Source organism: Pantoea sp. SM3 (assembly GCF_000963995.1).
In the GTDB taxonomy this organism is placed as follows: domain Bacteria; phylum Pseudomonadota; class Gammaproteobacteria; order Enterobacterales; family Enterobacteriaceae; genus Pantoea; species Pantoea rwandensis_B.
Window position 1 is genome coordinate 72212 of sequence record NZ_JZRD01000022.1, and the last position, 22829, is coordinate 95040.

Below are 22829 nucleotides of genomic sequence, written 5' to 3' on the forward strand. Positions count from 1 at the left end.
AGCCGCGGTGTTAGATACCGTACTCTTTACGATACGCCCGCACTTTCGCCAGATGGTCTGCCATTTCCGGCTTCTCTTCCAGATAATCAATCAGTTCCGCGAGCGTAATGATCGCCGTGACCTTGCACTGATAGTCACGTTCCACTTCCTGAATGGCGGAGATATCACCACGGCCGCGCTCCTGGCGATCCAGCGAAATCATGACGCCCGCCAATGTGGCATTGTGCGCGCTGATGATATCCATCGATTCACGAATGGCGGTACCCGCAGTGATCACATCATCCACCAGCATCACCTTACCCTGCAGCGGGCTGCCGACCAGCAAGCCGCCTTCACCATGGTCTTTGGCTTCTTTACGATTGAAGCAGTAAGGCACATCGCGATCATGATGATCGGCCAGTGCGACGGCCGTGGTGGTGGCAATCGGAATCCCTTTGTAGGCCGGGCCAAACAGCAGATCAAAATCAACGCCGCCATCCACCAGCGCCTGCGCATAGAAACGTCCCAGCAGCGCTAAGTCACGGCCGGTATTGAATAAACCGGCATTAAAGAAGTACGGGCTTTTACGACCCGATTTCAGGGTGAACTCACCAAACTTCAGCACCCCTTTGTTCAGGGCGAATTCAATAAACTGACGCTGCCAGGCTTTCATTTCTCACTCCTCAAATAAAGAAAAGGCGACTCTATGGTCGCCTGTTATATCAATTTGTTAGCGCTGCTTTTTGCGCCTGAATCAACTGCTCAATGCCGCCTCGCGCCAGCGCCAGCAGCTGCAGTAATTCCTCATGGCTAAACGGCTCGCCTTCGGCGGTGCCCTGCACTTCAATCATGCGGCCATCTTCAGTCATGACAACGTTCATATCGGTTTCAGCCGCAGAATCTTCCACGTACTCCAGATCGCACAGCGCTTCACCGCCAACGATACCGACTGAAATCGCCGCCACCATGCCTTTTAATGGGCTGGCTTTTAACTTGCCCGCCGCAACCAGCGCATTCAACGCATCGGCTAACGCGACGCATGCACCGGTAATCGACGCCGTACGCGTGCCACCGTCAGCCTGAATCACGTCGCAGTCCAGTGTGATGGTGAACTCGCCCAGCGCATCCAAATCCACCGCGGCACGCAGCGAGCGAGCAATCAGACGTTGAATCTCCAGCGTACGGCCACCTTGCTTACCTTTGGCCGCTTCGCGCGCCATACGGCTGTGGGTGGAACGCGGCAACATGCCATATTCCGCAGTGACCCAGCCCTGACCTTTGCCTTTGAGGAAACGTGGCACACCCTCTTCAACGGTGGCGGTGCACAGCACTTTGGTTTCACCGAACTCAACCAGCACGGATCCTTCTGCATGTTTGGTGTAGTGACGAGTGAGGGTGACGGGACGCACTTCAGATGCGTTACGGCCTGCTGGACGCATGGTTTCTCTCCGGCTTACTTAGGTTTGGCTGCGCATTATACGGACTTCGTGCGCGGCTGTCCTGCCTACATGCGGCACTTTTCCCGGATGAAATTTCGCCTCAGCTGTGGCTAAATGCGCCCTTTCCTCTCATAAAAAGACAAATGATGACAGCAATACTCCATTTCCTGCTGGCGCTGGTGGTGATCTTCGCCCTTGCGCTTTTGGTCAGCCATGACCGCAAACTGATTCGCCCACGCTTTATTATTCAATTGCTGGTGGTTGAAGCGGCACTGGGTTGGTTCTTCCTGCATTCTGCGGGCGGCCAGTCTGTGGTGACCGCTGTCGGCGGCTTCTTTGAAACCTTATTGACCTTTGCTGCGCAAGGTACCGATTTTGTGTTCGGCAATATGGCGAAACAGGGACTGGCGTTTATTTTCCTCGGCGTGCTCTGTCCGATTGTGTTCATCTCCGCCCTGATCGGCATCTTGCAGCACTGGCGTATTCTGCCGTTGTTGATTCGTCTGGTCGGTACCCTGCTGTCGAAGGTGAACGGGATGGGCAAACTCGAATCATTCAATGCCGTGAGTACGCTGATTCTGGGTCAATCGGAGAACTTCATCGCCTATAAAGGTATCCTCGGCGATATCTCCGCACCGCGCATGTACACCATGGCCGCGACCGCGATGTCGACGGTGTCGCTATCGATTGTCGGTGCTTACATGTCGATGATTGATGCAAAATATGTGGTTGCCGCACTGCTACTGAATATGTTCAGTACCTTTATTATCCTGTCGATCATCAATCCGACACGCCCGGAAAATGAAGAACGCATTGCACTGGATAAGCTGCACGAAGACCAGAGCTTCTTTGAGATGCTGGGCGAATACATTCTGGCAGGTTTTAAAGTGGCGATGATTATTCTGGCGATGCTGATTGGTTTTATCGCCCTGATCGCCGCCATTAACGCTCTGTTTGCCGCGGTATTTGGCTACAGCTTCCAGCAACTGCTTGGCTATGTCTTCTATCCGTTTGCGTGGTTGATTGGCATTCCTTCTGCCGAAGCCCTGCAAGCGGCAAGCATCATGGCGACCAAACTGGTGGCCAATGAATTTGTGGCCATGATTGAGCTGAAGAAAGTCGCTGCGGAAATTTCACCGCGCGGTCTCGGCATTCTGTCCGTGTTTTTAGTGTCGTTTGCTAACTTTGCCTCAATTGGCATCGTGGCGGGAGCGATTAAAGGACTGAATGAGCGCCAGGGCAATGTGGTATCGCGCTTTGGCTGGAAGCTGGTTTATGGTTCCACGCTAGTGAGCCTGCTGTCAGCCGCGTTTGCAGGATTGTTCATTTAATCACAGCGGAGCGGCCAGTTAGCCGCTCTTTACTGGGCCGCGCCCATCAAAGCGGCCCTGTTCTGCTTTAGAACGCGACACACACCAGCGAATCGACACGCATCACCGACTCCTGATCGAAGCGCTTTTTATAAATGTCGCGCAGCGCATTGATGCTGTCAGAACTTGCACGGTCCGGCTGATGTATCAGCATTAACGCTTTGCTGTTTTCACGCGCCAGCTTTCCACCCTCTCCCAGCCACTGGCCTTTACCGTCATACACTGAAAGCCCGTCTTTGAATCGTGGTGTGACATCATTATCAACAAATTGCTGCCATTCGCTGCTGCTGATGACGCCGCCTTTCGGCTTGTTCATCCCGAACCACAGGGTGGTTTGCATCATGATGTCCCCTGAGCCGCACACAGCAACAGGAGCGGTATTCGGTGGGATCTGTTCAGGAGGTGCAGCGGTTGTCTGGCATCCGGCCAGAAAGAAGACGAACGCCAACGGCATCGCCAATTTATTCAGCATCATAGCCTCAGACTGTTTAGGTATCACACAGGACATCATAGGGTGTGAAAGGTGGATACGTCATCCTTTTCACCGAAAGTTGCGCGCTGCGTTAGCTCATTGCGCTTATGCCTATCATGGTTTGGCTGCCATCACTATAATGCGAGGAACATTCCTGAAAATGAGTACAAGCTTATGATCCGCAGCATGACCGCTTACGCCCGCCGCGAAGCAAAAGGCCACTGGGGCAGCGCAGCCTGGGAAATCCGTTCGGTAAACCAACGCTATCTGGAAACCTACATCCGTCTGCCGGAACAATTTCGTAGCCTGGAGCCGGTGATTCGCGAGCGTATCCGTAATCGCCTGACACGCGGTAAAATCGAGTGCAACCTGCGCTTTGATGCCGACCCCAGTGCGCAAGGTGAGCTGCAACTGAATGAGGCGTTGGCGAAACAGCTGGTGCGTTCCGCCAACTGGGTGAAGATGCAGACCGATGAAGGCGCGATCAATCCGCTGGATATTCTGCGCTGGCCAGGCGTGATGTCAGCTCAGGAACAGGATCTGGATGCTATCAATACCGAACTGCTGACCGCACTCGACGGCGCACTGGATGACTTCATCATTGCTCGTGAAAGCGAAGGCACTGCGCTCAAAACCCTGATTGAGCAGCGTTTAGAAGGCGTGTCGCTGGAAGTCAGCAAAGTCCGTGCGCAGATGCCGGAAGTGGTGAAGTGGCAGCGTGAACGTCTGGTCAGTAAACTGGAAGAAGCGGAAGTGCAGCTGGAAAATACGCGCCTTGAGCAAGAACTCGTCATGATGGCGCAGCGCATTGATGTGGCGGAAGAGCTGGATCGTCTGGATGCGCACGTCAAAGAGACCTATAACATCCTGAAGAAGAAAGAAGCGGTTGGCCGCCGTCTCGACTTTATGATGCAAGAGTTCAACCGTGAGTCGAACACACTGGCCTCTAAGTCGATCAATGCCGATATCACGGCGTCAGCTATCGAGCTGAAGGTGTTGATTGAACAGATGCGCGAGCAGATTCAGAATATCGAATAATTTCCACTATTATCCATAAAAATTCATAAGCCCATGTTAAATGGGCTTTTTAATTTTTTCCATTAATGAACATGCCCATTGAAATCAACTTTTGTAGAGAGTGGATTGGTGAGTAGTTTCCGTTTATTAGTCAAAAATCATAAGTAACCATTCGCCACTACCAATGGTAACGCTTTATACCAAGGTTTTGGGGGAAGCACTCCAATGATACTGATTAAGTATCCGATTGAAACGGGGGATATTACACTGGTGACCTATGGGACCCATCTATTACGTGGTGAATACTATCTTTGATACCAGCAACATCATTCATCGCTACTCACATCCGATATGAAGAAATGATTAACACTTCAGCTGCTTTCAAAGTGGATATAGTCATTAAATTTCAGGCTGTAGCTAGATAAGATGAACACTTTCTTCAGTCTATTACTCCCCCTTTCATTGCTTGAAGCCTTTAACTACAGCTCGTTAAGCAACAAGGGCGTCAAAATGTGTTTTCTTCATCCGCACGGTTTGAAGCCTCGCGCACATAACCATACAATAACCAAGGGTAACTATTGGTGCGTACTTGCACCCGATGGATTAACAATAATAGGACGGGTGAACATGCCAATTCCAGCCTATCTGTGGCTCAAAGACGATGGTGGTACGTTGATCAAAGGCAGTGTTGATGTGCAGCACAGAGAGAACAGCATTGAAGTTATCGGTTTTTCACATGCCATTACTCTCCCTGTTGATTCCCAAACCGGGAAGGCGACTGGCAAACGTAAACACGCTCCCATCTCATTCGAAAAGGATTTTGATGCTTCCAGCCCTTACTTGTTCAAGGCTGTAACAACCGGCCAGAAGCTTGAAGCGGCCGAGTTCAAATGGTACCGCATCAATGATGCTGGTCAGGAGCAGGAGTATTACAATATGCTACTGGAAGGGGTCACGGTTATTTCATTTAGTCCTGGGATGCCAAATACCAAAATTTCCGGCATGAACGGAACAAACCATACCGAATCGATCGCTTTAATGTATGAGAAAATCACTCATAAGTATTGTGATGGTAATGTACAGCATTCTGATGCCTGGAATGAAAGATGAAATGAGGGGCTTACGCCCCTCTAGACCTTAAATATAATCTATTAATTCAAGAATCAGGTTAAATGAAATTATTGCAACAAGGGCAGTCACATTAACCTTAAAATAATAAACAAGAAATCGTTTGGAAATTTCCTTGAACGAATTGCACCTCTCAATTACAGATTCAAAAAAAACCCTAATAATTGAAAATGGAATCAATGAAATCAGTATGGATATATGAATGAGAACCCAATCTTTGAAATTCATCATGGACTCTCCGTCTGGGAACACCCCAAATAAACCAGCTAATTTATATACAAAATCCGAGCTTATATAGTTATCGCTTACTCTGTAGTAATAATCCAGCTTAGCCATACCTATCAATACGACTATGAATACAATAAGCCATGTAAACTTACGGACAGGTCGCCCCATTATCGATAACCTCTATTTTTCCATAAGATTTAATATTTGAACCGGGTATCTCAAATTGAGGCTGGTTTAAAATTGCAGTTTTAATTCTGTAAAAATCTGTTCTGTGTACCAGTGTTATACACCCTTCAGACACTTGCCCCGGATGCAAACGAAAACTGCCACGTAATACACCCTCATAGAAAGTATTGTCGTCTATAACGCCATCATCTCTATAGAGCGCAAACCATTCATAATGATCTACGATTGTGCCGCGCACGATTGATAAGCCAATATCGGCAACTGCTGCACGCACCATATTAGACGCGCTCCCCCAGGGGCGATCTACAATGTAGTAATTGCCTGGCGGCGTCGGCCCCAAGCTTTTTACATGCGCGCATCCACCTTTGTTGACGTAGTTTTGCTGGCCTGAAAAAGCCATGAACGTCCCTACACCGTAAATCGTCAGTGGTGCGATATCTGCACCGTTAAGAATGAACTTCCCTTGTATCGCCATCCTTTGCTACCTCCATATAATAAACCATGGTTATTATATGGATAATATCCCTATTTTAAAGCAGACATTCACTGTTCGCTCTTCTCGTTAGCAACTTAAGACTCCTTGTAGGCGGGCGGAGTAAATCTATAATCACGCCCATCACTTTTAGCTTATCCGCTAGACCAATTTACTGGCTTTTCAATGTAAAGATTGTGAAAGCTTTGATGATTATGCATGTCAATTGCTGACCAAACGTGACCTTGAATTGACCTGATGGACTATCACCAAATGAAACCATGCTGTTGTTTATCATAACTTATTCATTTCCCAATCTCGGTAACCTATGTCGAATAACCCCCTTCTCAATGAAACCTCTCAATCCTGGAGATTGCAGAGATTACGTTTCTTTGAGGGCACTATTTGCTAATCTACTGGTCGTAATTAACACAGCCGTACCGCCAGGAATTCATGGACACCCTTCTTTGTGCGATACACCCACTCTCTCCCTGAAGGCGTTATGAAGAAAAACGGGCAGTTCAATTCTAAACTTTTGCATCCCCGCTACTGGTTTACCTGGTTTGGGCTGGGTGTGCTGTGGCTGCTGGTGCAGCTTCCCTATCCTGTTTTAATTCGGCTTGGCGCCTCTGCCGGCAAGCTGTCGCGCCACTTCCTGAAGCGTCGTGAGCGCATCACCCGCCGCAATATTGAACTTTGCTTCCCCCATATCAATGAGGAAGATAAAGAGGTATTGATCGCGGGTAACTTTGAATCCCTTGGTATGGCGCTGGCAGAAACCGGCATTGCCTGGTTCTGGTCTGATGCGCGCGTTCGCCGCTATTTCCATGTTGAAGGTTTGCATAACCTGCAACATGCCCAACGAGATCAACGTGGCGTGATGGCGATTGGCGTGCATTTTATGTCGCTTGAGCTGGGGGGTCGCATCACCGGGCTGTGTCAGCCGATGATGGCGATGTATCGTCCGCACAATAATCAGGCAATGGAATGGGCACAGACGAAAGGTCGTATGCGATCGAATAAGGCGATGATTGATCGTCGCGATCTGCGCGGTATGGTGCAGGCGTTGAAACAGGGCGAAGCCGTCTGGTTCGCGCCAGATCAGGATTACGGCCCAAAAGGCAGCGTTTTCGCACCGCTGTTTGCTGTCGAAAAAGCGGCTACCACCAATGGCACCTTCGTATTATCGCGTCTGGCTAAACCGGCCATGCTAACGATTGTGCTGATCCGCAACGGCGATAAGAGCGGCTATCAGCTCATCATTCAGCCGGAGTTGCAAAACTATCCGTATGAAGATGAAGCGGCTGCCGCGGCATACATGAATAAAGTGATCGAGAAAGAGATCCTGCGCGCACCTGAGCAATACTTATGGCTGCACCGCCGCTTTAAAACTCGCCCACCGGGTGAAGCGTCACTTTACGTCTAATCTGTTGATGCAGCAGGCATTCGCCTGCTGCCCCTTCTGCACTGCTCACATTTACCAACCATTCTTAACGAAAAACAGGTTTGTCAAAAATTGCACAGACTCATGTAATGGTATGCTCTCTTCTATTCTGACCAAAAACATGAACCTGCTATTTACCACTAAACCACGCGCGCTGCTGGCGCTTGCCGTGGCCAGCGCACTGCTGGCTGGTTGTGCCAATCCGCACGGCTTACATCCTCATAACTCATTGCTCGATGCCAACTCACTGCAAGCCAATGCATCCCTTAGCGGCGCGCATTTCAGCGCAGCAAACTGGCCGAAAACCGAATGGTGGCAGGGATTTAACGATCCACAGCTGAATCGGCTCATTGCTGATGCCATGACTTCAAGCCCGGATCTGCAGGTGGTGAATGCGCAGGCCGATAAAGCCAATGCGCAGGTCATTGCCGCCGATGCTGAGCGCTATCCCGATGTGGACCTCAATGCCGGAATCACGCGTTCACGTGTGGCAAAAGTCGACGACCCGCTTCTGCAAGGGAAAAGCTACAGCACGCTGCGCACGGCCAATATCGGCATGAGCTACACCTTTGATCTGTGGGGCGGTAAGAAAGATGCGGCAGAAGCCGCGCTGGGCCAGGCGCGCGCCAGTGAGTTAGATCGTCAGGCCAGCCAGTTGACACTCGCCGTCAACGTGACGCGTGCCTGGAATAACCTCAACCTGGCCTGGTCGAACGCTGAACTGGCAAAGCAGAATGCCGATCGTTCCAGTGGCATCGCCAAAATTCAGCAGCAGTATGTCAGCGCCGGTCTGACGTCCGACTATCAATATAAGCAGGCGCTGTCGCAGCAAAAAACCGCTGAAGCAACTCAGACCGAAGCCAGACAGAATGTCACCGATGCTGGCATTCAACTCTCCACGCTGATCGGCAAAGGGCCCGATTACTGGCACCAACTGAAACCGGCGAAAATGAGTGTCCCAATTGCCGCCACGCTGCCGGGTAATATTCCAGCGGAGCTTTTGGGCCGTCGCCCGGATGTGGTGGCAGCACGCTGGCGCGTAGAAGCGGCATCAAAACAAATTGCCGCAACGAAAACCGAGTTCTATCCCAACATCAACCTGGTGGCGGAAGCCGGTACACGTTCACTGCTCGGCGATGCATTTTTCGGTGCACCCAGCCGATTCTTTAACGTGGGTCCAAGTCTGTCTCTGCCGATCTTCGATGCCGGTAAGCGCCGCGCCGATTTAGCCGAAAGTGACGCTAACTATGATCTGGCCGTGGCGCAGTACAACAAGCTGCTGATTGGCTCCCTGGGTAATATCAGCGATACCATTACGCAACTGCAGTCGATTCAGGATCAGCTGGCGCAGCAGCAGAGCGCGAATCAACTCATTCATAGCGCATGGGATGATTTAAACCGTGAATACACCGCAGGATTGCGTCCGTACCTTGATGTGCTAACCATTCAGAACCAACTCATCGAGTCCGATCAGAAACTGGTGGCGTTACAAGCGCAGCAGATCAATCTGGCGGTGGTGCTGATTGAAGACCTGGGGGGCGGATTCCAGAACGCTAGCGCTTCAGCTAAGGGATAAGCTGACGGCTGGCATTCTGCCGCACATTAATGAATGATAGTCCGCACCTGGAATACTCTGCGGATTATCATGATGGAACAGAATGCCAATGCCGGCTGGTTACGGCCGCTTATCGCTGACCGACTGACGCCTTATCTCGAAATTGATGCGACGCGTCTGCAACGTAATCTGCAACACATGCAGCAAAAAGCCGATGCTGCGGGTGTCGCGCTGCGCCCACACATTAAAACCCATAAGAGTGTCTGGATTGCCGAGCAGCAACGTCAATCAGGTGCGCGTGGGATTACCGTGTCAAAACCCAGTGAGGGTATTGCCTTTATCCTTGGCGGGGAGCGTGATGTACTGCTGGCTTATCCCGTTGTTCACGCCGATACACTCACTGAATTACTGGCTGTCGCCGTGCAACATCAGGCGCGTGTCACCTGTATTGCCGACTGTACTCTCGGCGTCACGGCCATTGCTCAAGCGCATCGCCAGCAGCCCAGCTGTGAACTCTCTATCGCCATTAAAGTCGATGTGGGATTGCATCGCGTGGGGGTTGATCCGCACAGCGGTGACGCCGTGGCATTGGCGCAGCAGATTAAAGCAGCGGGATTGCCTTTTGCCGGACTGGTTTCGCACGCCGGCCATGCTTACGGCGCAGGTCATGCCGAGGCTATTGCTGAAGTTGCACAGCAAGAAATCATATTAATGCACCAGGTTCAGCAGCAATTGATCGCTGCAGGCTTTGCGCATTGCCCCATTTCTGTTGGCTCTACGCCTACAGCACTGGCCGCGCCGGTGGCTGAAGGCAGCGACGAGATTCGTCCGGGAAATTATGCGCTGCTGGATCTTACCGCCTGGCGCCTGGGGCTGTGCACGCCCGATGCACTGGCACTCAGCGTGGTAACACGTGTCGTGGCGGTGAATCCGCATTACGCGATTATTGATGCCGGCTCCAAGATGCTCAGCTCTGATAAAGGTCCGCACGGCACTAACGCCAGCGGTTTCGGTATCGCCGTTGATGAGCAGGGCAACCAATACGACGTTCTGAAGCTTTCGGAAGAGCATGGCTTTCTGCAATACGGAGATCATGCTCCGGCGCGTGGGGCTCTGCTGCGCATCTTCCCCAATCACAGCTGCGCGGTAGTGGCTCAATCTGACCGCTTTGTTTTACGCCATCAGGACGGCACAGCAGAGACGAAGGATATTCAGGGACGTGGCAAGTTTATCTGATAGCAGGATATTTACTGGAAACCTCTGTTGCAGCACACTTCCACTATCCTGCCATTTGCAGCGGAATCCCCTTCAGTTAAGGTACTCTTTGCTGTAGGCAGTCTCATCATTCTGTAGGGTACGGCCTTAAGACCGCCATTTTACTGTGGCGGTCATCATTCATCTCCAGAAGCCACCCTTACGGATTCCCTGCCTTTCATTCGCCTAACGGAGGTTCCATGCTGCCATCTCAAACAGTCACGCTGACCATTCCCCGCAACTGGTTAGATTTATATGAAACCATCTGGAAACCTGAATGCTTTGCCAAATGGGCCAGTGGGCTAAGTGCCAGTACGCTCACGCAAGAGGGTAACTACTGGAAAGCCAAAGGACCTGAAGGTTCAGTGAAAATCCGCTTCACGCCACATAACCCCTTTGGCGTCATGGATCATTGGATCGATACCGGCAGCGGTAAGGAGATTTATATGCCGATGCGCGTGATTGCTAACGAAAAGGGAGCCGAAGTGGTGATGGTGGTTTATCGCCAACCCCTTATGTCTGATGAAAAATTTTCTCAGGATGTTGCCTGGGTAAAACGCGACCTGGATCAACTTCTACACCTGTTAACTCATTAGAATCAATGCATTATAAAAATCGTAATGCTTTAATTTTCGCTGGAAGTAATCCATAAAAGAGTCAATTTTTTCCACGTAATAGCGTTTAACTGTTTAACGATGATATCTGCTCCTTTTCGTGCTAATCACCAGTCTGGCTAAAGTCTTCTCACCAGGAAAATTCCTGGTGAGAGCACGTCACCTAAATCTTAGTCCCTCTGATTTATCGGTGTTTTTTCTTACTTATTCAAATGACTTGTTTAATCGCCGATCAAAATGTCTGACATAACTTATTAATCGCTCAGCCGTCCCCTTATCTATTCTGATGCAAAGTCTGAAACCATTTATTCCTGAAGTTCATTTATAGGAGTTTTCTTATGGTGTTAATTTAATTAAAACACGGTATAACTCATTCACACACAGCAATACCCGATAATAACAACAGCAGGGAAATAACATGGATCGCTCAACCTATCCTTTGTTGTCTGAAAAAGAATTTGTTGAGATTGCCAGTAGGATACTGGCCGGGGAATATAATAATTCAAAGGGATTTTATAATGATCTTGCGGATTTCCTCCGAACAGGAGGAGATACCGCTGAGACAATGAAATATTTACGCGCCAGGGGCATCTCTTTAAATTCAGAGCATCATTTAATTGAATGCATCTTTACGTGGCAAACTCTGAAAGGCATTTCAGGGCTGCGTCAGGACACGCTGCATTGATGTGATCTGTACTCTGGGCAGGCGCCCGGGTGAACCCTTAATTGCATTGGTACATGTACCATAACGAGCAGAACATGGCGATAAGAGAAAAAAGTTTGGCCAGCGCCAAATGGTCAATTTTGTCATCCATAAAAATCGTCGGCATTGGTGTTTTACAGCTTTCACTTCTGGCACAAATACTTCAGGCAAACGAGTTAGATTTACTCGCCATTGCCATTGTGATGTTATTGATTATTGATACGCTTGCCGATCGTGGGTTTGGTAATTCAGTTATCAGAAATATAAACCTTAATAACAGCGAACTTTCCATTCTCTACTGGGGAAATGTGTTAAGTGGCATGATGATATTCGCCGTGCTGTTTATTGGTAGTGATTTATATAGCCGAATAATGAATCAACCGGAAATGGCGATTATGCTGGAAATGATTTCGGTGATTTTCATCATTATTCCGCAAGGGCAACATTATCGCGCCATATTACAGCGTGAGAAACAATTCTCGCGTATCGCCTTCACAGAAACCTCATCGGTGCTGGTAGGCCTGGGTGTCACACTGTTTACCGTATGGCTGACCCCTTCAGTGTTGTGCGCTATCTGGGGCTACCTGGCCATGGTATCCATCAGAATGCTGGTCTACTGCTACTACGGTCGTTCCTGGTTCCAGCCAGAATACCGTTTTAGCCTGAAAAGTTTCGCTAACGTGCGAGCAAGAAACGGATAATAAAAACAAGTCTGTATGGTGGGCTCTGGGCATCTGAGAAGATGCGTTCGCGTGCTGGTCGCCAGCACGCTTTTTTCTTTTTTGATACGGTTAACATCTCTTCTTCCCCGTCCTCTTACCTCTCAGACCTGCACGATCACATGGATCACATCACATTTTTTAATGCGAAAGCATAACGCACTCCTGATTTATCAAGCGGGTTAAGCCTGTTAGCATGTGCGGCATCAAAACAGCTAATCCGATGACGTCTGCTTTAGAAATACTCAGTGGTCGATAGCTGAGGAAATCTTTAGGCTGGCCGCCGATCTTTTGGAGTGCTCTATGTTATTAACCGTTCTCTACATTATTGGTATCACCGCCGAAGCTATGACCGGTGCGCTGGCCGCTGGTCGCCGCAAAATGGACCTGTTTGGCGTCATCATCATTGCGTCCGTCACTGCAATCGGAGGCGGCTCGGTGCGTGACATCTTGCTCGGGCATTATCCGTTGAGTTGGGTTAAAAACCCGGAGTACATCATGATAGTGGCCGCCGCTGCGGTGGTGACCACTTTTGTTGCCCCTTTAATGAATCATCTGCGTAAAGTGTTTCTGGTACTGGATGCGCTTGGCCTGGTGGTGTTCTCCATTATTGGCGCGCAGGTCGCGCTGGATTCTGGTCATGCCTCGATCATTGCCGCTATTGCCGCCGTGATCACGGGGGTTTTTGGTGGCGTGCTGCGTGATATGTTCTGCAATCGCATCCCGCTGGTATTCCAAAAAGAGCTCTATGCCGGTATCGCATTTGCCGCAGGTTGGCTCTACATTCTGCTGCTCAAAACGCCGCTTCCCCATGAAGCCGTGGTGATCATTACGCTGCTGGCCGGCTTCATTGGCCGTTTATTAGCGCTGCGCTTCCGCCTTGGCCTGCCGATCTTCAACTATCCCCACCCCGAGCATTGAAGGTGCAGCAGGAATTTCCTGCTGCTGTAAAAAGCGAATAAGTTGCTGTAACTCCTCATCCTGCAGCATGGTCACAATCCGCTCTGCCAGCGTGCGCCCGATGCCGGGTAACTGCTGCCACTCTTCTGTCGAGCGAGCCAGTAACGCTGTCCAGTCGTTATCCGGTAAGGCCTGCAACGCGGAACGGGGAAGCGGTAGACCTAATGCGCTCACCCAGCGCCGAAAGGGTTGCTGACGTGTCTGTTGGAAACGTTGCCAAATCTGTTGTGCCCGCGCAAAGGACATCCCGCTGTCGTGCGCGACCTCTTCTGGCGTTAACGTCAGCCAGGAGAAAAGATGGGTGATCACGCCACTGTTCAGTAACCGCTGCCAGCTACTCCGTTGCACGCCAGGGATGTTCAGCACCGATTTCTGACTGAGCCAGCTGAGGCGTGATAAAAACTGCAGCCGGCAATCCTGGTTGAAGTGCAAACAAGACAGCGGATTAAATTCGCCCTGCTGCGGTGTTAAAGGATAATCGCGCCCTCTCACCCGCCAAATTACTCGCTCTAAGCGAGGAATACCCTGACCGGCTAACGTGACTATCACTTGATCACCTGCGATGACATCCAGCTCCCGCCATCGCCGCAGCGATCCAAGATTCACTCTGCGCACGGTTTTATCATCCAGCTGAACGGGAATGAGGTTCAGCACCACGGCAATTTTCCCTGTGCGCCCTACATTGAAATCCACGGACAGCACTTCACTGCTGACTTCAACCGGCTGATATTTCCACGCGGCGGACCAGTGTCCCTGACCAGGCTGCCAGTCCCGCCCGGCACCGACGGGTGATTGATGGATCACAACGCCATCGGTGACGAACGGCAAAGATGCACGGAACCAGCGATCGCGCCACACCTCCGCCTCCTCTTCGTTCTCGATTGGGCGGCTCCAGTCCTGCGCCAAACCGAATCCCCAGCGTGATAACTGCGCCAGTCGAGCGGGCATCTGAATTGGACCATCGGGCCATGCCCAGATAAAAATACCAAGATCTGCCAGCAGCGGGGAAGCTTCATGACGCATCATCGCACCCGCCACCTGCGCTCTGGCGTTTCGCCCTCCGTCACGTGCTTGCTGGTGATCGGTCATAAGCAGAAACAGCTCACCTTGCAGCACCACCTCTTCACGGTCGGTGTCGATGTGCGGTGGAATTGCCGGAATATGATGGGCTTTGCTTACCCACTCTTCCCCACGCAGGCCATCGCCGCGACTCACCAGAGAAACCAATTGCCCGCGTCGATACACCAGCGTTACCGCTACGCCATCAACTTTCGGCTGTATCCACAGTGGCGATTTATCCTGCATCCAGTAAGCCACTGCCAGCTTGTCACGCAGTTTCCGTACCCCTGTGTGTGCCACCGGATGTCGAGTACTACCGTCCGTTGTGGGCTGTGCTTGATAAGCCCGTTGATCCGGCGTGAAGCAGCGCTGCCAATGCAGTAAGCGTTGCTGCAGGCTGTCATAGTCCCCATCGCTAACCAGACTCGAGCCCTTGCGATAGTAGGCATCATCCCAGTGCCGTAGCTGGCTATGTAATTGAACCATCTCTTGTTCGGCGCGCACCGGTGACCAGTTAGGGCACAGCGCTTCAGCCCCGCAAACCGCAGTGAAAAACCAGCAACACAGCCACCACCATCCTTTCATCGTTGCTCTCCTTTTTGTCTATTGGAGAGTGCGATGAGGTCAATGACCAGTGCTGAAGGTGATAAAGAGCAAACGTATTCCCGGGTTTTTAAGCCGTTTGCAGCGGCTTACCGCGTTGTCTGGCGCGGGTTCACAGAAAAAGAATTACCTTAGCCCAACGGCAAACGCTGCGTGGCACCGTTAAGCCGTGTATACTGTGCAGGAAATCGACTCCGCTCTTTACTCAATTCAAGATAACCATGGCTCAAGGCACGCTTTATATTGTTTCCGCCCCCAGTGGCGCGGGTAAATCCAGTCTGATTCAGGCTTTATTGAAGACACAGCCGCTGTACGATACGCAGGTGTCTGTTTCCCATACCACTCGCGGCGTGCGTCCCGGTGAAGTTCATGGTGAACACTATTTCTTTGTCTCCAAGCCCGAATTTGAGACCATGATTGCCGCTGAAGACTTCCTCGAACATGCGGAAGTGTTTGGCAATTACTACGGTACCTCGCGCGCCGCGATTGAGCGCGTGCTGGCGACCGGTGTCGATGTATTTCTGGATATCGACTGGCAAGGTGCTCAGCAAATTCGTCAGAAAATGCCTGCCGCACGCAGCATTTTTGTGTTGCCGCCGTCGACTGAAGAGTTAGATCGTCGCCTGCGTGGCCGTGGTCAGGATAGCGAAGAGGTTATCGCCCGCCGTATGGCTCAGGCCGTGGCGGAAATGAGTCATTACGCTGAATACGACTATCTGATCGTGAATGATGATTTCGACCTGGCACTGACCGACCTGAAACACATTATTCGCGCAGAACGTCTGCGTATGAGTCGCCAAAAATCGCGACATGATGCTTTAATCAGCAAACTATTGGCAGTCTGAAGTCACTTTCAGTATTATGCCCAGTCATTTCTTCATCATCTGTGGAGTAGCACACCTATGGCACGCGTAACCGTTCAGGACGCAGTAGAGAAAATTGGTAACCGTTTTGACCTGGTGTTGGTCGCTGCACGTCGTGCACGTCAGATGCAGGTAGGCGGTAAAGATCCGCTGGTTCCGGAAGAGAACGATAAAGCCACCGTTATCGCCCTGCGCGAAATCGAAGAAGGCCTGATCACTACCCAGATTCTGGATGTGCGTGATCGTCAGGAGCAGCAAGAGCAGGAAGCCGCTGAGTTACAAGCCGTTACCGCTATCGCTGAAGGTCGTCGTTAACAGCACTTCGCAGGTCAACCTTGTATCTGTTTGAAAGCCTCAATCAACTGATTGAAAAATACTTGCCTGAGGAGCAAATCAAGCGCCTCAAGCAAGCTTATCTCGTCGCGCGTGATGCCCACGAGGGTCAGACACGCTCCAGCGGTGAACCTTACATCACCCATCCTGTTGCCGTTGCCTGCATTCTGGCCGAGATGAAACTCGACCATGAAACGCTGATGGCAGCGCTGCTGCATGACGTGATCGAAGATACACCCGCCACTTACCAGGATATGGAACAGCTGTTTGGCAAAAGCGTGGCCGAACTGGTGGAAGGCGTGTCGAAACTCGACAAGCTGAAGTTCCGCGACAAGAAAGAAGCGCAGGCTGAAAACTTCCGCAAAATGATCATGGCGATGGTGCAGGATATCCGCGTCATTCTGATCAAGCTGGCTGACCGCACGCACAATATGCGCACGCTCGGTGCGTTACGACCGGATAAGAAACGTCGTATCGCACTGGAAACGCTGGAGATTTACAGTCCTCTGGCGCACCGCCTTGGTATTCATCACCTGAAAACAGAGTTGGAAGAACTCGGCTTTGAAGCCCTCTATCCAAATCGTTTCCGCGTGATAAAAGAGGTGGTGAAAGCGGCACGCGGTAATCGTAAAGAGATGATTCAGAAGATCCTTTCTGAAATCGATGGGCGCTTACAGGAAGCAGGCATTCCCTGCCGTGTCAGTGGTCGCGAGAAGCATCTCTATTCGATCTACCGCAAAATGCACCTGAAAGAGCAGCGATTCCACTCGATCATGGATATTTATGCCTTTCGCGTTATCGTGAAAGACCTGGATACCTGTTATCGCGTGCTCGGTCAGATGCACAGCCTTTACAAACCGCGTCCTGGACGCGTCAAAGATTACATCGCGATTCCCAAGGCCAACGGCTATCAATCACTGCATACATCAATGATTGGTCCGCACGGCGTGCCCGTTGAAGTGCAAATCCGTACCGAAGATATGGATCAGATGGCGGAGATGGGGGTAGCGGCACACTGGGCTTATAAAGAGGCCGGTGAAAGCGGCACGACCGCACAGATTCGCGCCCAGCGCTGGCTGCAAAGCCTGCTGGAGCTGCAGCAAAGCGCCGGTAGCTCGTTTGAATTTATCGAGAGCGTGAAATCCGATCTCTTCCCGGATGAGATCTACGTCTTCACGCCGGAAGGACGCATCGTCGAACTGCCTGCTGGTGCCACGCCGGTAGACTTCGCTTACGCCGTGCACACCGATATTGGCCATGCCTGTGTCGGTGCACGCGTCGATCGCCAGCCTTATCCGCTGTCGCAATCGCTAACCAGCGGCCAAACCATTGAAATTATCACCGCGCCAGGCGCACGCCCGAATGCGGCGTGGCTTAACTTTGTGGTGAGTTCAAAAGCGCGCGCCAAGATTCGTCAGCTGCTGAAAAACCTGAAACGCGAAGACTCCGTTAACCTTGGCCGTCGCCTGTTGAGCCATGCGCTCGGCGGCAGCAAAAAACTGGCGGAAATTCCGGCGGAGAATATCCAGCACGAGCTGGAACGCATGAAGCTGACCAGCATTGACGATCTGCTGGCAGAGATCGGCCTCGGCAACGCCATGAGCGTGGTCGTGGCGAAAAACCTGCTGCAGTCGGGTGCTGAGCAGCCGCAAAGCAACAGCAAACGCAAAAAGCTGCCGATCAAAGGTGCTGATGGCGTATTGATTACCTTTGCCAAGTGCTGTCGTCCGATTCCTGGCGATCCGATTGTTGCGCACGTCAGCCCGGGCAAAGGCCTGGTGGTGCACCACGAATCCTGTCGTAACATCCGTGGCTATCAGAAAGAGCCCGAGAAGTTTATGCCGGTTGAGTGGGATAAAGTTATCGATCAGGAGTTCGTTGCGGAAATTAAGGTAGATATGTTCAACCATCAGGGCGCACTGGCGAACCTGACGGCGGCGATCAACACCGCGGGATCCAACATCCAAAGTCTTAACACGGAAGAGCGCGACGGTCGTGTTTACAGCGCCTTTATCCGCCTCACCGCGAACGATCGCGTCCATCTGGCCAACATTATGCGTAAAATCCGCGTGATGCCAGATGTGATTAAAGTTCACCGTAACCGTAATTAGTGCATGAACGCTCAACGTTTTGCTCGTATCCAGGAAATGCTGGCCATGCGCCAGCACGACCTCACCGTCTGCATGGAGCAGGTCCATAAGCCGCATAATGTCTCGGCGGTGATTCGTACTGCTGACGCGGTCGGCATCCATGAAGTGCACGCCGTCTGGCCTAGCGTGCGCATGCGCACCATGGTGTCTGCTTCAGCGGGCAGCAACAGTTGGGTGAAAGTGCAGACGCATCGTCATATCGCGGAAGCCGTGCGTCACCTGAAAGATCAAGGCATGCAGGTGCTGGCCACCAATCTGTCGGCGAATGCGGTGGATTTCCGCGAGATTGATTACACCAAACCAACCTGCATTCTGATGGGGCAGGAAAAAACCGGCATCACCGCTGAAGCGCTGGCGCTCGCCGATCAGGACATCATTGTGCCCATGGTCGGCATGGTGCAGTCGCTCAACGTGTCCGTTGCCTCCGCGCTGATTCTGTATGAAGCGCAGCGTCAACGGCAGAACGCGGGCATGTACAAACGTCAGCACAGCCTGCTTGATGCCGATGAACAGCAGCGTTTGCTGTTTGAAGGCGGTTATCCGGTGCTTGCCCGCGTGGCGAAGCAAAAAGGTCTGCCTTATCCGCATATCAACGCCCAGGGCGAGGTGGAAGCCGATGCCGACTGGTGGGCCACCATGCAATCCACAGGTAAAAAATGAAAGGCCGTCTGCTGGATGCCATACCGCTCAGTACCCTGACCGGCGTCGGCGCCAGTCAGGCGGGAAAACTGGCTAAACTCAGCCTGTTCACCATTCAGGATTTGCTGCTGCATCTGCCGCTGCGCTACGAAGATCGCACCCAACTCTACAAGATTAATGACCTGCTGCCGGGCGTCTGGTCCACGGTGGAAGGTGAAGTGCTGCACAGTGAGATCACGTTTGGCCGCCGCCGCATGCTGGTGTGCCAGATCAGTGATGGCAGCGGCGTGCTGACCATGCGCTTCTTCAATTTCAATGCCGGGATGAAAAACAGTCTGGCGCCAGGCCGCCGCGTCACCGCTTATGGTGAAATCAAACGTGGCCAGCGCGGTGCTGAAATTATTCATCCCGAGTATCGCGTGCAGGGCGAACAGGGCGGCGTCGAGCTACAGGAAACCCTGACACCGGTCTATCCCACCACTGAAGGCATTCGTCAGGCCACGCTGCGCAATCTCACCGATCAAGCGCTGACGTTGCTGGAAAGTTGCCCGATTGCCGAACTGCTGCCGTCAGAACTGAGCGGTGGCTTGATGAGTTTGCCGGATGCCCTGCGCACGCTGCATCGTCCGCCGCCCGATTTACGTCTGAGCGAACTGGAAACCGGTCGCCATCCCGCACAAAAGCGCTTAATCCTTGAAGAGCTGCTGGCGCACAACCTCAGCATGCTGGCGGTTCGTGCCGGTGCCCAACGTCATCATGCGTTGCCGATGCCTGCTAAGCATAATCTGGTGAATCAATTGCTGGCCGCGCTGCCCTTCTCACCCACCGGCGCGCAAAAACGCGTGGTTGAGGAGATCGAACGCGATTTAGCCAACGACTTCCCGATGATGCGTCTGGTGCAGGGTGATGTCGGATCGGGCAAAACGCTGGTCGCTGCGCTGGCGGCGCTTGTTGTCATCGCGCATGGCAAACAGGTGGCGCTGATGGCGCCGACTGAACTGCTGGCCGAGCAGCATGCCAACAATTTCCGCCAGTGGTTTGCGCCGCTGGGCATTGAAGTGGGTTGGCTGGCTGGTAAGCAAAAAGGCAAAGCACGTGAAGCCCAGCAGGAGGCGATTGCCAGCGGACAGGTAGCGATGGTGGTCGGCACGCATGCACTGTTCCAGGAACAGGTGAAATTCAACGGCATGGCGCTGGTGATCATTGATGAGCAACACCGCTTCGGCGTTCATCAACGTCTTGCGCTGTGGGAAAAAGGCGAAGAGCAGGGTTTCCATCCGCATCAGCTGATTATGACCGCCACGCCGATTCCGCGTACCCTGGCGATGACCGCCTATGCCGATCTCGATACCTCCACCATCGACGAATTACCGCCTGGCCGCACACCGGTCACCACGGTGGCCATTCCTGACAGTCGCCGCGGCGATATTATTGAGCGGGTGAAAAACGCCTGCCATGAAGGTCGCCAGGCTTACTGGGTCTGCACGCTGATTGAAGAGTCAGATGTACTGGAAGCACAAGCGGCGGAAGCCACCTGGGAAGAGTTGAAACTTGCGCTGCCTGGCTTGCAGGTTGGGCTGGTGCACGGCCGCATGAAACCGGCAGAGAAACAGGCGGTGATGGCGGCCTTCAAAGCCAACGAGATTCAGTTACTGGTCGCAACGACGGTGATTGAAGTCGGGGTAGACGTGCCCAACGCCAGCCTGATGATCATCGAAAACCCGGAACGTTTGGGCCTGGCTCAGCTGCATCAGCTGCGTGGCCGCGTGGGCCGTGGCGCAGTCGCCTCGCATTGTGTGCTGCTGTACAAAGCGCCGCTCAGCAAAACCGCGCAGAAGCGTTTGCAGGTACTGCGCGACAGCAACGATGGCTTCGTCATCGCTCAGCACGACCTGGAAATTCGCGGTCCCGGTGAATTACTGGGTACGCGCCAGACCGGTAATGCAGAGTTTAAGGTCGCAGACTTACTGCGCGATCAGGGCATGATCCCGGAAGTGCAACGCGTGGCGCGCCATATCCACCAGCACTATCCAGAACAGGCGCAGGCGTTGATTGAACGCTGGCTGCCAGAGACCGAGCGCTACAGCAACGCTTAAAAGTGGGCAAAAGACGGCGTGCTGAAGAGCCAACACGACACGATGCCCACCCTTACTCGCTACGATCGATCGCCATAAAATCCCCGACAAATTTCTGCAACAGACGCGTCAGCTCGGTGCGCTCGCTATCCTGCCAGTTCTCAAACAGATGCTGATAAATCTGCGCCCGTGCGGCATCGATTTTATCCGTCATCGCTTTGCCAGTGGCGGTAATGACTGCTTCGTTGACGCGTTTGTCTTTGGCATTTTTCTGTCGTTGCGCTAACCCCAGCTCTTCCAGTTTCGCCACCTGACGGCTCACCGTGGTGTAATCGCGTCCGGCGCGCTCTGCCAGTTCCACCACGCCAATCGGTCCAAAGCGGCCAATCTGGATCAGCAGCGGAAATAACGCACGATCGAGTTGAATATTGGACTCTTTTATTAGTAATTCATCACGTTGCGGGCGATTAAAAGTACCCACAATCATCAGCAGTGCATTATGCAGATCGTCGAACTCTGCATTATTATGTGTATTTTGCACACTTTTCATTGACGTTATCCCGAGGCAGAACTAATTTGTGCATATTACACATAATTTCCGATTATCTGAAGGAGAAAGCATGAAAGCAGCTATCGTTTCCACAGCGGGCGAACAGCCGGTTTACGGTGATTTTCCCGAACCGCAAGCCGATGAACAGCATGTGGTTGTCAGCGTTAAAGCGGCTGCCGTCAGTCAACTGGCGAAGGCACGCGCTTCTGGCAAACACTACAGCGCCACCACACATTATCCTTTTATCACCGGCATTGACGGTACCGGTACGCTCAGCAATGGCGATCCGGTCTATTTTCTCGCCTTTAATGCGCCCTGGGGCAGCATGGCGGAAAGAACGCAGGTTCCCGCCGCGGCCATTGTGCCACTGCCCGCTTCGCTCGATCCGGTGCTGGCTGCCGCCATCGCCAATCCGGGCATGTCCTCCTGGGCAGCGTTGACGCGCCGGGCGCAGTTGCAGCCGGGTGAAACCGTGTTGATCAATGGCGCCACCGGCACCTCAGGTGGATTAGCAGTGCGAATAGCTCGGCATCTCGGCGCAGGCAAAATCATCGCCACCGGACGCAATCGTGAAGTACTGGATCAATTGCGTGCCCAAGGCGCGGACAATACCCTGACGCTGGATGAGTTGCCCGGCGCACTGCCCGCACTGATGAAAGAAGGCATCGATATTGTGCTGGATTACCTGTGGGGCCAGAGTGCACTTGATATCATGCAGGCGGCTGTTGCGGGGGGAGAGAAAGCGGTGCGCTTCGTGCAAATCGGCTCGCTGAGTGGCCAGGAGATCACCCTGCACAGCAAGCTGTTGCGCTCATCTGGTCTGACATTAATGGGCAGCGGGCTGGGTAGCGTATCCGATGCGGAGCTGATTGCCTGTATCAGCGAAATGTTGAATGCCGCGGCAGAGAGTGATTTTTCGGTCGCTTTCCAGATGCGTCCGTTGAGTGAAGTGGCTCAGGCCTGGCAGGAAGATGATAGCCGTAGTCGTACCGTGTTTACGCTTTAAATCAATGCAAG

22 protein-coding genes are annotated in these 22829 nt (G+C 52.3%); 16 read left to right on the forward strand and 6 right to left on the reverse strand.

The window, feature by feature from the left end; all coding sequences use genetic code 11:
- Positions 1 to 10: 10 nt before the first annotated feature.
- Both pyrE and rph read right to left on the reverse strand, forming a co-directional pair.
- Positions 11 to 652 carry an orotate phosphoribosyltransferase gene (gene pyrE, locus VI01_RS14470; RefSeq protein WP_034823839.1) on the reverse strand — a complete coding sequence of 214 codons (642 nt, stop codon included), beginning with the start codon at positions 650 to 652 and terminating at the stop codon, positions 11 to 13.
- A 49-nt stretch (positions 653 to 701) separates the two neighbouring features.
- Entirely contained in the window at positions 702 to 1418 is a 717-nt protein-coding gene (gene rph / locus VI01_RS14475; protein WP_034823841.1) for a ribonuclease PH, read from the reverse strand.
- Positions 1419 to 1564: 146 nt separating this feature from the next.
- Here rph and VI01_RS14480 point away from each other — a divergent pair, with 146 nt between their 5' ends.
- Positions 1565 to 2749, forward strand: a complete 1185-nt coding sequence (locus tag VI01_RS14480; RefSeq protein WP_045815744.1) for a NupC/NupG family nucleoside CNT transporter — start codon at positions 1565 to 1567, stop codon at positions 2747 to 2749.
- Between the two features lie 67 nt (positions 2750 to 2816).
- Here the strand turns inward: VI01_RS14480 and VI01_RS14485 are convergent, their stop codons facing one another.
- Complete coding sequence (locus tag VI01_RS14485; protein WP_038649786.1) at positions 2817 to 3260, reverse strand: DUF3574 domain-containing protein; 444 nt, start codon at positions 3258 to 3260, stop codon at positions 2817 to 2819.
- A 174-nt stretch (positions 3261 to 3434) separates the two neighbouring features.
- On the opposite strand from VI01_RS14485, the gene VI01_RS14490 reads away from it, so the two are divergent.
- Positions 3435 to 4298, forward strand: coding sequence for a YicC/YloC family endoribonuclease (locus tag VI01_RS14490; protein ID WP_045815725.1), 864 nt, complete (start codon positions 3435 to 3437; stop codon positions 4296 to 4298).
- A 606-nt stretch (positions 4299 to 4904) separates the two neighbouring features.
- Positions 4905 to 5387, forward strand: a complete 483-nt coding sequence (locus VI01_RS14495) for a type VI secretion system tube protein TssD (protein WP_045815745.1) — start codon at positions 4905 to 4907, stop codon at positions 5385 to 5387.
- 394 nt (positions 5388 to 5781) lie between these two features.
- Here VI01_RS14495 and VI01_RS14505 read toward each other — a convergent pair whose 3' ends face one another.
- Positions 5782 to 6294, reverse strand: coding sequence for a DUF2778 domain-containing protein (locus VI01_RS14505; RefSeq protein WP_045815727.1), 513 nt, complete (start codon positions 6292 to 6294; stop codon positions 5782 to 5784).
- Between the two features lie 499 nt (positions 6295 to 6793).
- Between VI01_RS14505 and lpxP the strand changes: the two genes are divergently transcribed.
- From lpxP to VI01_RS14540, 7 genes are all read left to right on the forward strand, one after another.
- Entirely contained in the window at positions 6794 to 7717 is a 924-nt protein-coding gene (gene lpxP, locus VI01_RS14510) for a kdo(2)-lipid IV(A) palmitoleoyltransferase (RefSeq protein WP_045815728.1), read from the forward strand.
- A 112-nt stretch (positions 7718 to 7829) separates the two neighbouring features.
- Positions 7830 to 9311 (forward strand): efflux transporter outer membrane subunit, encoded by a 1482-nt coding sequence (locus VI01_RS14515; RefSeq protein ID WP_231638540.1) that lies wholly within the window; start codon positions 7830 to 7832, stop codon positions 9309 to 9311.
- A 72-nt stretch (positions 9312 to 9383) separates the two neighbouring features.
- Positions 9384 to 10526 carry an alanine racemase gene (locus VI01_RS14520; RefSeq protein ID WP_369801880.1) on the forward strand — a complete coding sequence of 381 codons (1143 nt, stop codon included), beginning with the start codon at positions 9384 to 9386 and terminating at the stop codon, positions 10524 to 10526.
- 218 nt (positions 10527 to 10744) lie between these two features.
- A complete protein-coding gene (locus tag VI01_RS14525) occupies positions 10745 to 11140 on the forward strand; it encodes a hypothetical protein (RefSeq protein ID WP_034823851.1) in 396 nt (131 codons plus the stop codon).
- Between the two features lie 436 nt (positions 11141 to 11576).
- Positions 11577 to 11843 (forward strand): hypothetical protein, encoded by a 267-nt coding sequence (locus VI01_RS14530; RefSeq protein ID WP_034823852.1) that lies wholly within the window; start codon positions 11577 to 11579, stop codon positions 11841 to 11843.
- Between the two features lie 74 nt (positions 11844 to 11917).
- Entirely contained in the window at positions 11918 to 12562 is a 645-nt protein-coding gene (locus VI01_RS14535; protein ID WP_038649777.1) for an oligosaccharide flippase family protein, read from the forward strand.
- 321 nt (positions 12563 to 12883) lie between these two features.
- The gene (locus VI01_RS14540) at positions 12884 to 13501 is read left to right on the forward strand and encodes a trimeric intracellular cation channel family protein (protein WP_038644022.1); all 618 of its coding nucleotides are present in this window, start codon (positions 12884 to 12886) and stop codon (positions 13499 to 13501) included.
- On the opposite strand, the gene ligB is transcribed toward VI01_RS14540, so the two are convergent.
- On the reverse strand, positions 13442 to 15184 hold the full coding sequence (ligB, locus tag VI01_RS14545) for an NAD-dependent DNA ligase LigB (RefSeq protein WP_045815729.1): 1743 nt from the start codon (positions 15182 to 15184) through the stop codon (positions 13442 to 13444). The two genes, VI01_RS14540 and ligB, sit on opposite strands and share 60 nt — an antisense overlap.
- Positions 15185 to 15423: 239 nt before the next feature.
- Between ligB and gmk the strand changes: the two genes are divergently transcribed.
- The 5 genes from gmk to recG are packed head-to-tail and all read left to right on the forward strand — an operon-like array spanning position 15424 to position 21283.
- Positions 15424 to 16047, forward strand: coding sequence for a guanylate kinase (gene gmk / locus VI01_RS14550; RefSeq protein WP_034823854.1), 624 nt, complete (start codon positions 15424 to 15426; stop codon positions 16045 to 16047).
- 57 nt (positions 16048 to 16104) lie between these two features.
- Positions 16105 to 16380, forward strand: a complete 276-nt coding sequence (gene rpoZ / locus VI01_RS14555) for a DNA-directed RNA polymerase subunit omega (protein WP_034823855.1) — start codon at positions 16105 to 16107, stop codon at positions 16378 to 16380.
- A gap of 20 nt (positions 16381 to 16400) precedes the next feature.
- Positions 16401 to 18509 (forward strand): bifunctional GTP diphosphokinase/guanosine-3',5'-bis pyrophosphate 3'-pyrophosphohydrolase, encoded by a 2109-nt coding sequence (gene spoT, locus VI01_RS14560; protein WP_045815730.1) that lies wholly within the window; start codon positions 16401 to 16403, stop codon positions 18507 to 18509.
- A gap of 3 nt (positions 18510 to 18512) precedes the next feature.
- Positions 18513 to 19208 carry a tRNA (guanosine(18)-2'-O)-methyltransferase TrmH gene (gene trmH, locus VI01_RS14565; protein ID WP_034823857.1) on the forward strand — a complete coding sequence of 232 codons (696 nt, stop codon included), beginning with the start codon at positions 18513 to 18515 and terminating at the stop codon, positions 19206 to 19208.
- Positions 19205 to 21283 carry an ATP-dependent DNA helicase RecG gene (gene recG, locus VI01_RS14570; RefSeq protein ID WP_045815731.1) on the forward strand — a complete coding sequence of 693 codons (2079 nt, stop codon included), beginning with the start codon at positions 19205 to 19207 and terminating at the stop codon, positions 21281 to 21283. The genes trmH and recG overlap by 4 nt, the downstream gene beginning before the upstream one ends.
- Positions 21284 to 21335: 52 nt before the next feature.
- On the opposite strand, the gene VI01_RS14575 is transcribed toward recG, so the two are convergent.
- Positions 21336 to 21812 carry a MarR family winged helix-turn-helix transcriptional regulator gene (locus tag VI01_RS14575; RefSeq protein WP_045815732.1) on the reverse strand — a complete coding sequence of 159 codons (477 nt, stop codon included), beginning with the start codon at positions 21810 to 21812 and terminating at the stop codon, positions 21336 to 21338.
- 70 nt (positions 21813 to 21882) lie between these two features.
- On the opposite strand from VI01_RS14575, the gene VI01_RS14580 reads away from it, so the two are divergent.
- A complete protein-coding gene (locus VI01_RS14580) occupies positions 21883 to 22818 on the forward strand; it encodes a zinc-binding alcohol dehydrogenase family protein (protein WP_045815733.1) in 936 nt (311 codons plus the stop codon).
- Positions 22819 to 22829: the final 11 nt, after the last annotated feature.

Bases quoted from the DNA above. Each gene is read 5' to 3' on its own strand.
- pyrE (WP_034823839.1), bottom strand. From the start codon at position 652: ATGAAAGCCTGGCAGCGTCAGTTTATTGAATTCGCCCTGAACAAAGGG.
- rph (WP_034823841.1), bottom strand. From the start codon at position 1,418: ATGCGTCCAGCAGGCCGTAACGCATCTGAAGTGCGTCCCGTCACCCTC.
- VI01_RS14480 (WP_045815744.1), top strand. From the start codon at position 1,565: ATGACAGCAATACTCCATTTCCTGCTGGCGCTGGTGGTGATCTTCGCC.
- VI01_RS14485 (WP_038649786.1), bottom strand. From the start codon at position 3,260: ATGCTGAATAAATTGGCGATGCCGTTGGCGTTCGTCTTCTTTCTGGCC.
- VI01_RS14490 (WP_045815725.1), top strand. From the start codon at position 3,435: ATGATCCGCAGCATGACCGCTTACGCCCGCCGCGAAGCAAAAGGCCAC.
- VI01_RS14495 (WP_045815745.1), top strand. From the start codon at position 4,905: ATGCCAATTCCAGCCTATCTGTGGCTCAAAGACGATGGTGGTACGTTG.
- VI01_RS14505 (WP_045815727.1), bottom strand. From the start codon at position 6,294: ATGGCGATACAAGGGAAGTTCATTCTTAACGGTGCAGATATCGCACCA.
- lpxP (WP_045815728.1), top strand. From the start codon at position 6,794: ATGAAGAAAAACGGGCAGTTCAATTCTAAACTTTTGCATCCCCGCTAC.
- VI01_RS14515 (WP_231638540.1), top strand. From the start codon at position 7,830: ATGCTCTCTTCTATTCTGACCAAAAACATGAACCTGCTATTTACCACT.
- VI01_RS14520 (WP_369801880.1), top strand. From the start codon at position 9,384: ATGGAACAGAATGCCAATGCCGGCTGGTTACGGCCGCTTATCGCTGAC.
- VI01_RS14525 (WP_034823851.1), top strand. From the start codon at position 10,745: ATGCTGCCATCTCAAACAGTCACGCTGACCATTCCCCGCAACTGGTTA.
- VI01_RS14530 (WP_034823852.1), top strand. From the start codon at position 11,577: ATGGATCGCTCAACCTATCCTTTGTTGTCTGAAAAAGAATTTGTTGAG.
- VI01_RS14535 (WP_038649777.1), top strand. From the start codon at position 11,918: ATGGCGATAAGAGAAAAAAGTTTGGCCAGCGCCAAATGGTCAATTTTG.
- VI01_RS14540 (WP_038644022.1), top strand. From the start codon at position 12,884: ATGTTATTAACCGTTCTCTACATTATTGGTATCACCGCCGAAGCTATG.
- ligB (WP_045815729.1), bottom strand. From the start codon at position 15,184: ATGAAAGGATGGTGGTGGCTGTGTTGCTGGTTTTTCACTGCGGTTTGC.
- gmk (WP_034823854.1), top strand. From the start codon at position 15,424: ATGGCTCAAGGCACGCTTTATATTGTTTCCGCCCCCAGTGGCGCGGGT.
- rpoZ (WP_034823855.1), top strand. From the start codon at position 16,105: ATGGCACGCGTAACCGTTCAGGACGCAGTAGAGAAAATTGGTAACCGT.
- trmH (WP_034823857.1), top strand. From the start codon at position 18,513: ATGAACGCTCAACGTTTTGCTCGTATCCAGGAAATGCTGGCCATGCGC.
- recG (WP_045815731.1), top strand. From the start codon at position 19,205: ATGAAAGGCCGTCTGCTGGATGCCATACCGCTCAGTACCCTGACCGGC.
- VI01_RS14575 (WP_045815732.1), bottom strand. From the start codon at position 21,812: ATGAAAAGTGTGCAAAATACACATAATAATGCAGAGTTCGACGATCTG.
- VI01_RS14580 (WP_045815733.1), top strand. From the start codon at position 21,883: ATGAAAGCAGCTATCGTTTCCACAGCGGGCGAACAGCCGGTTTACGGT.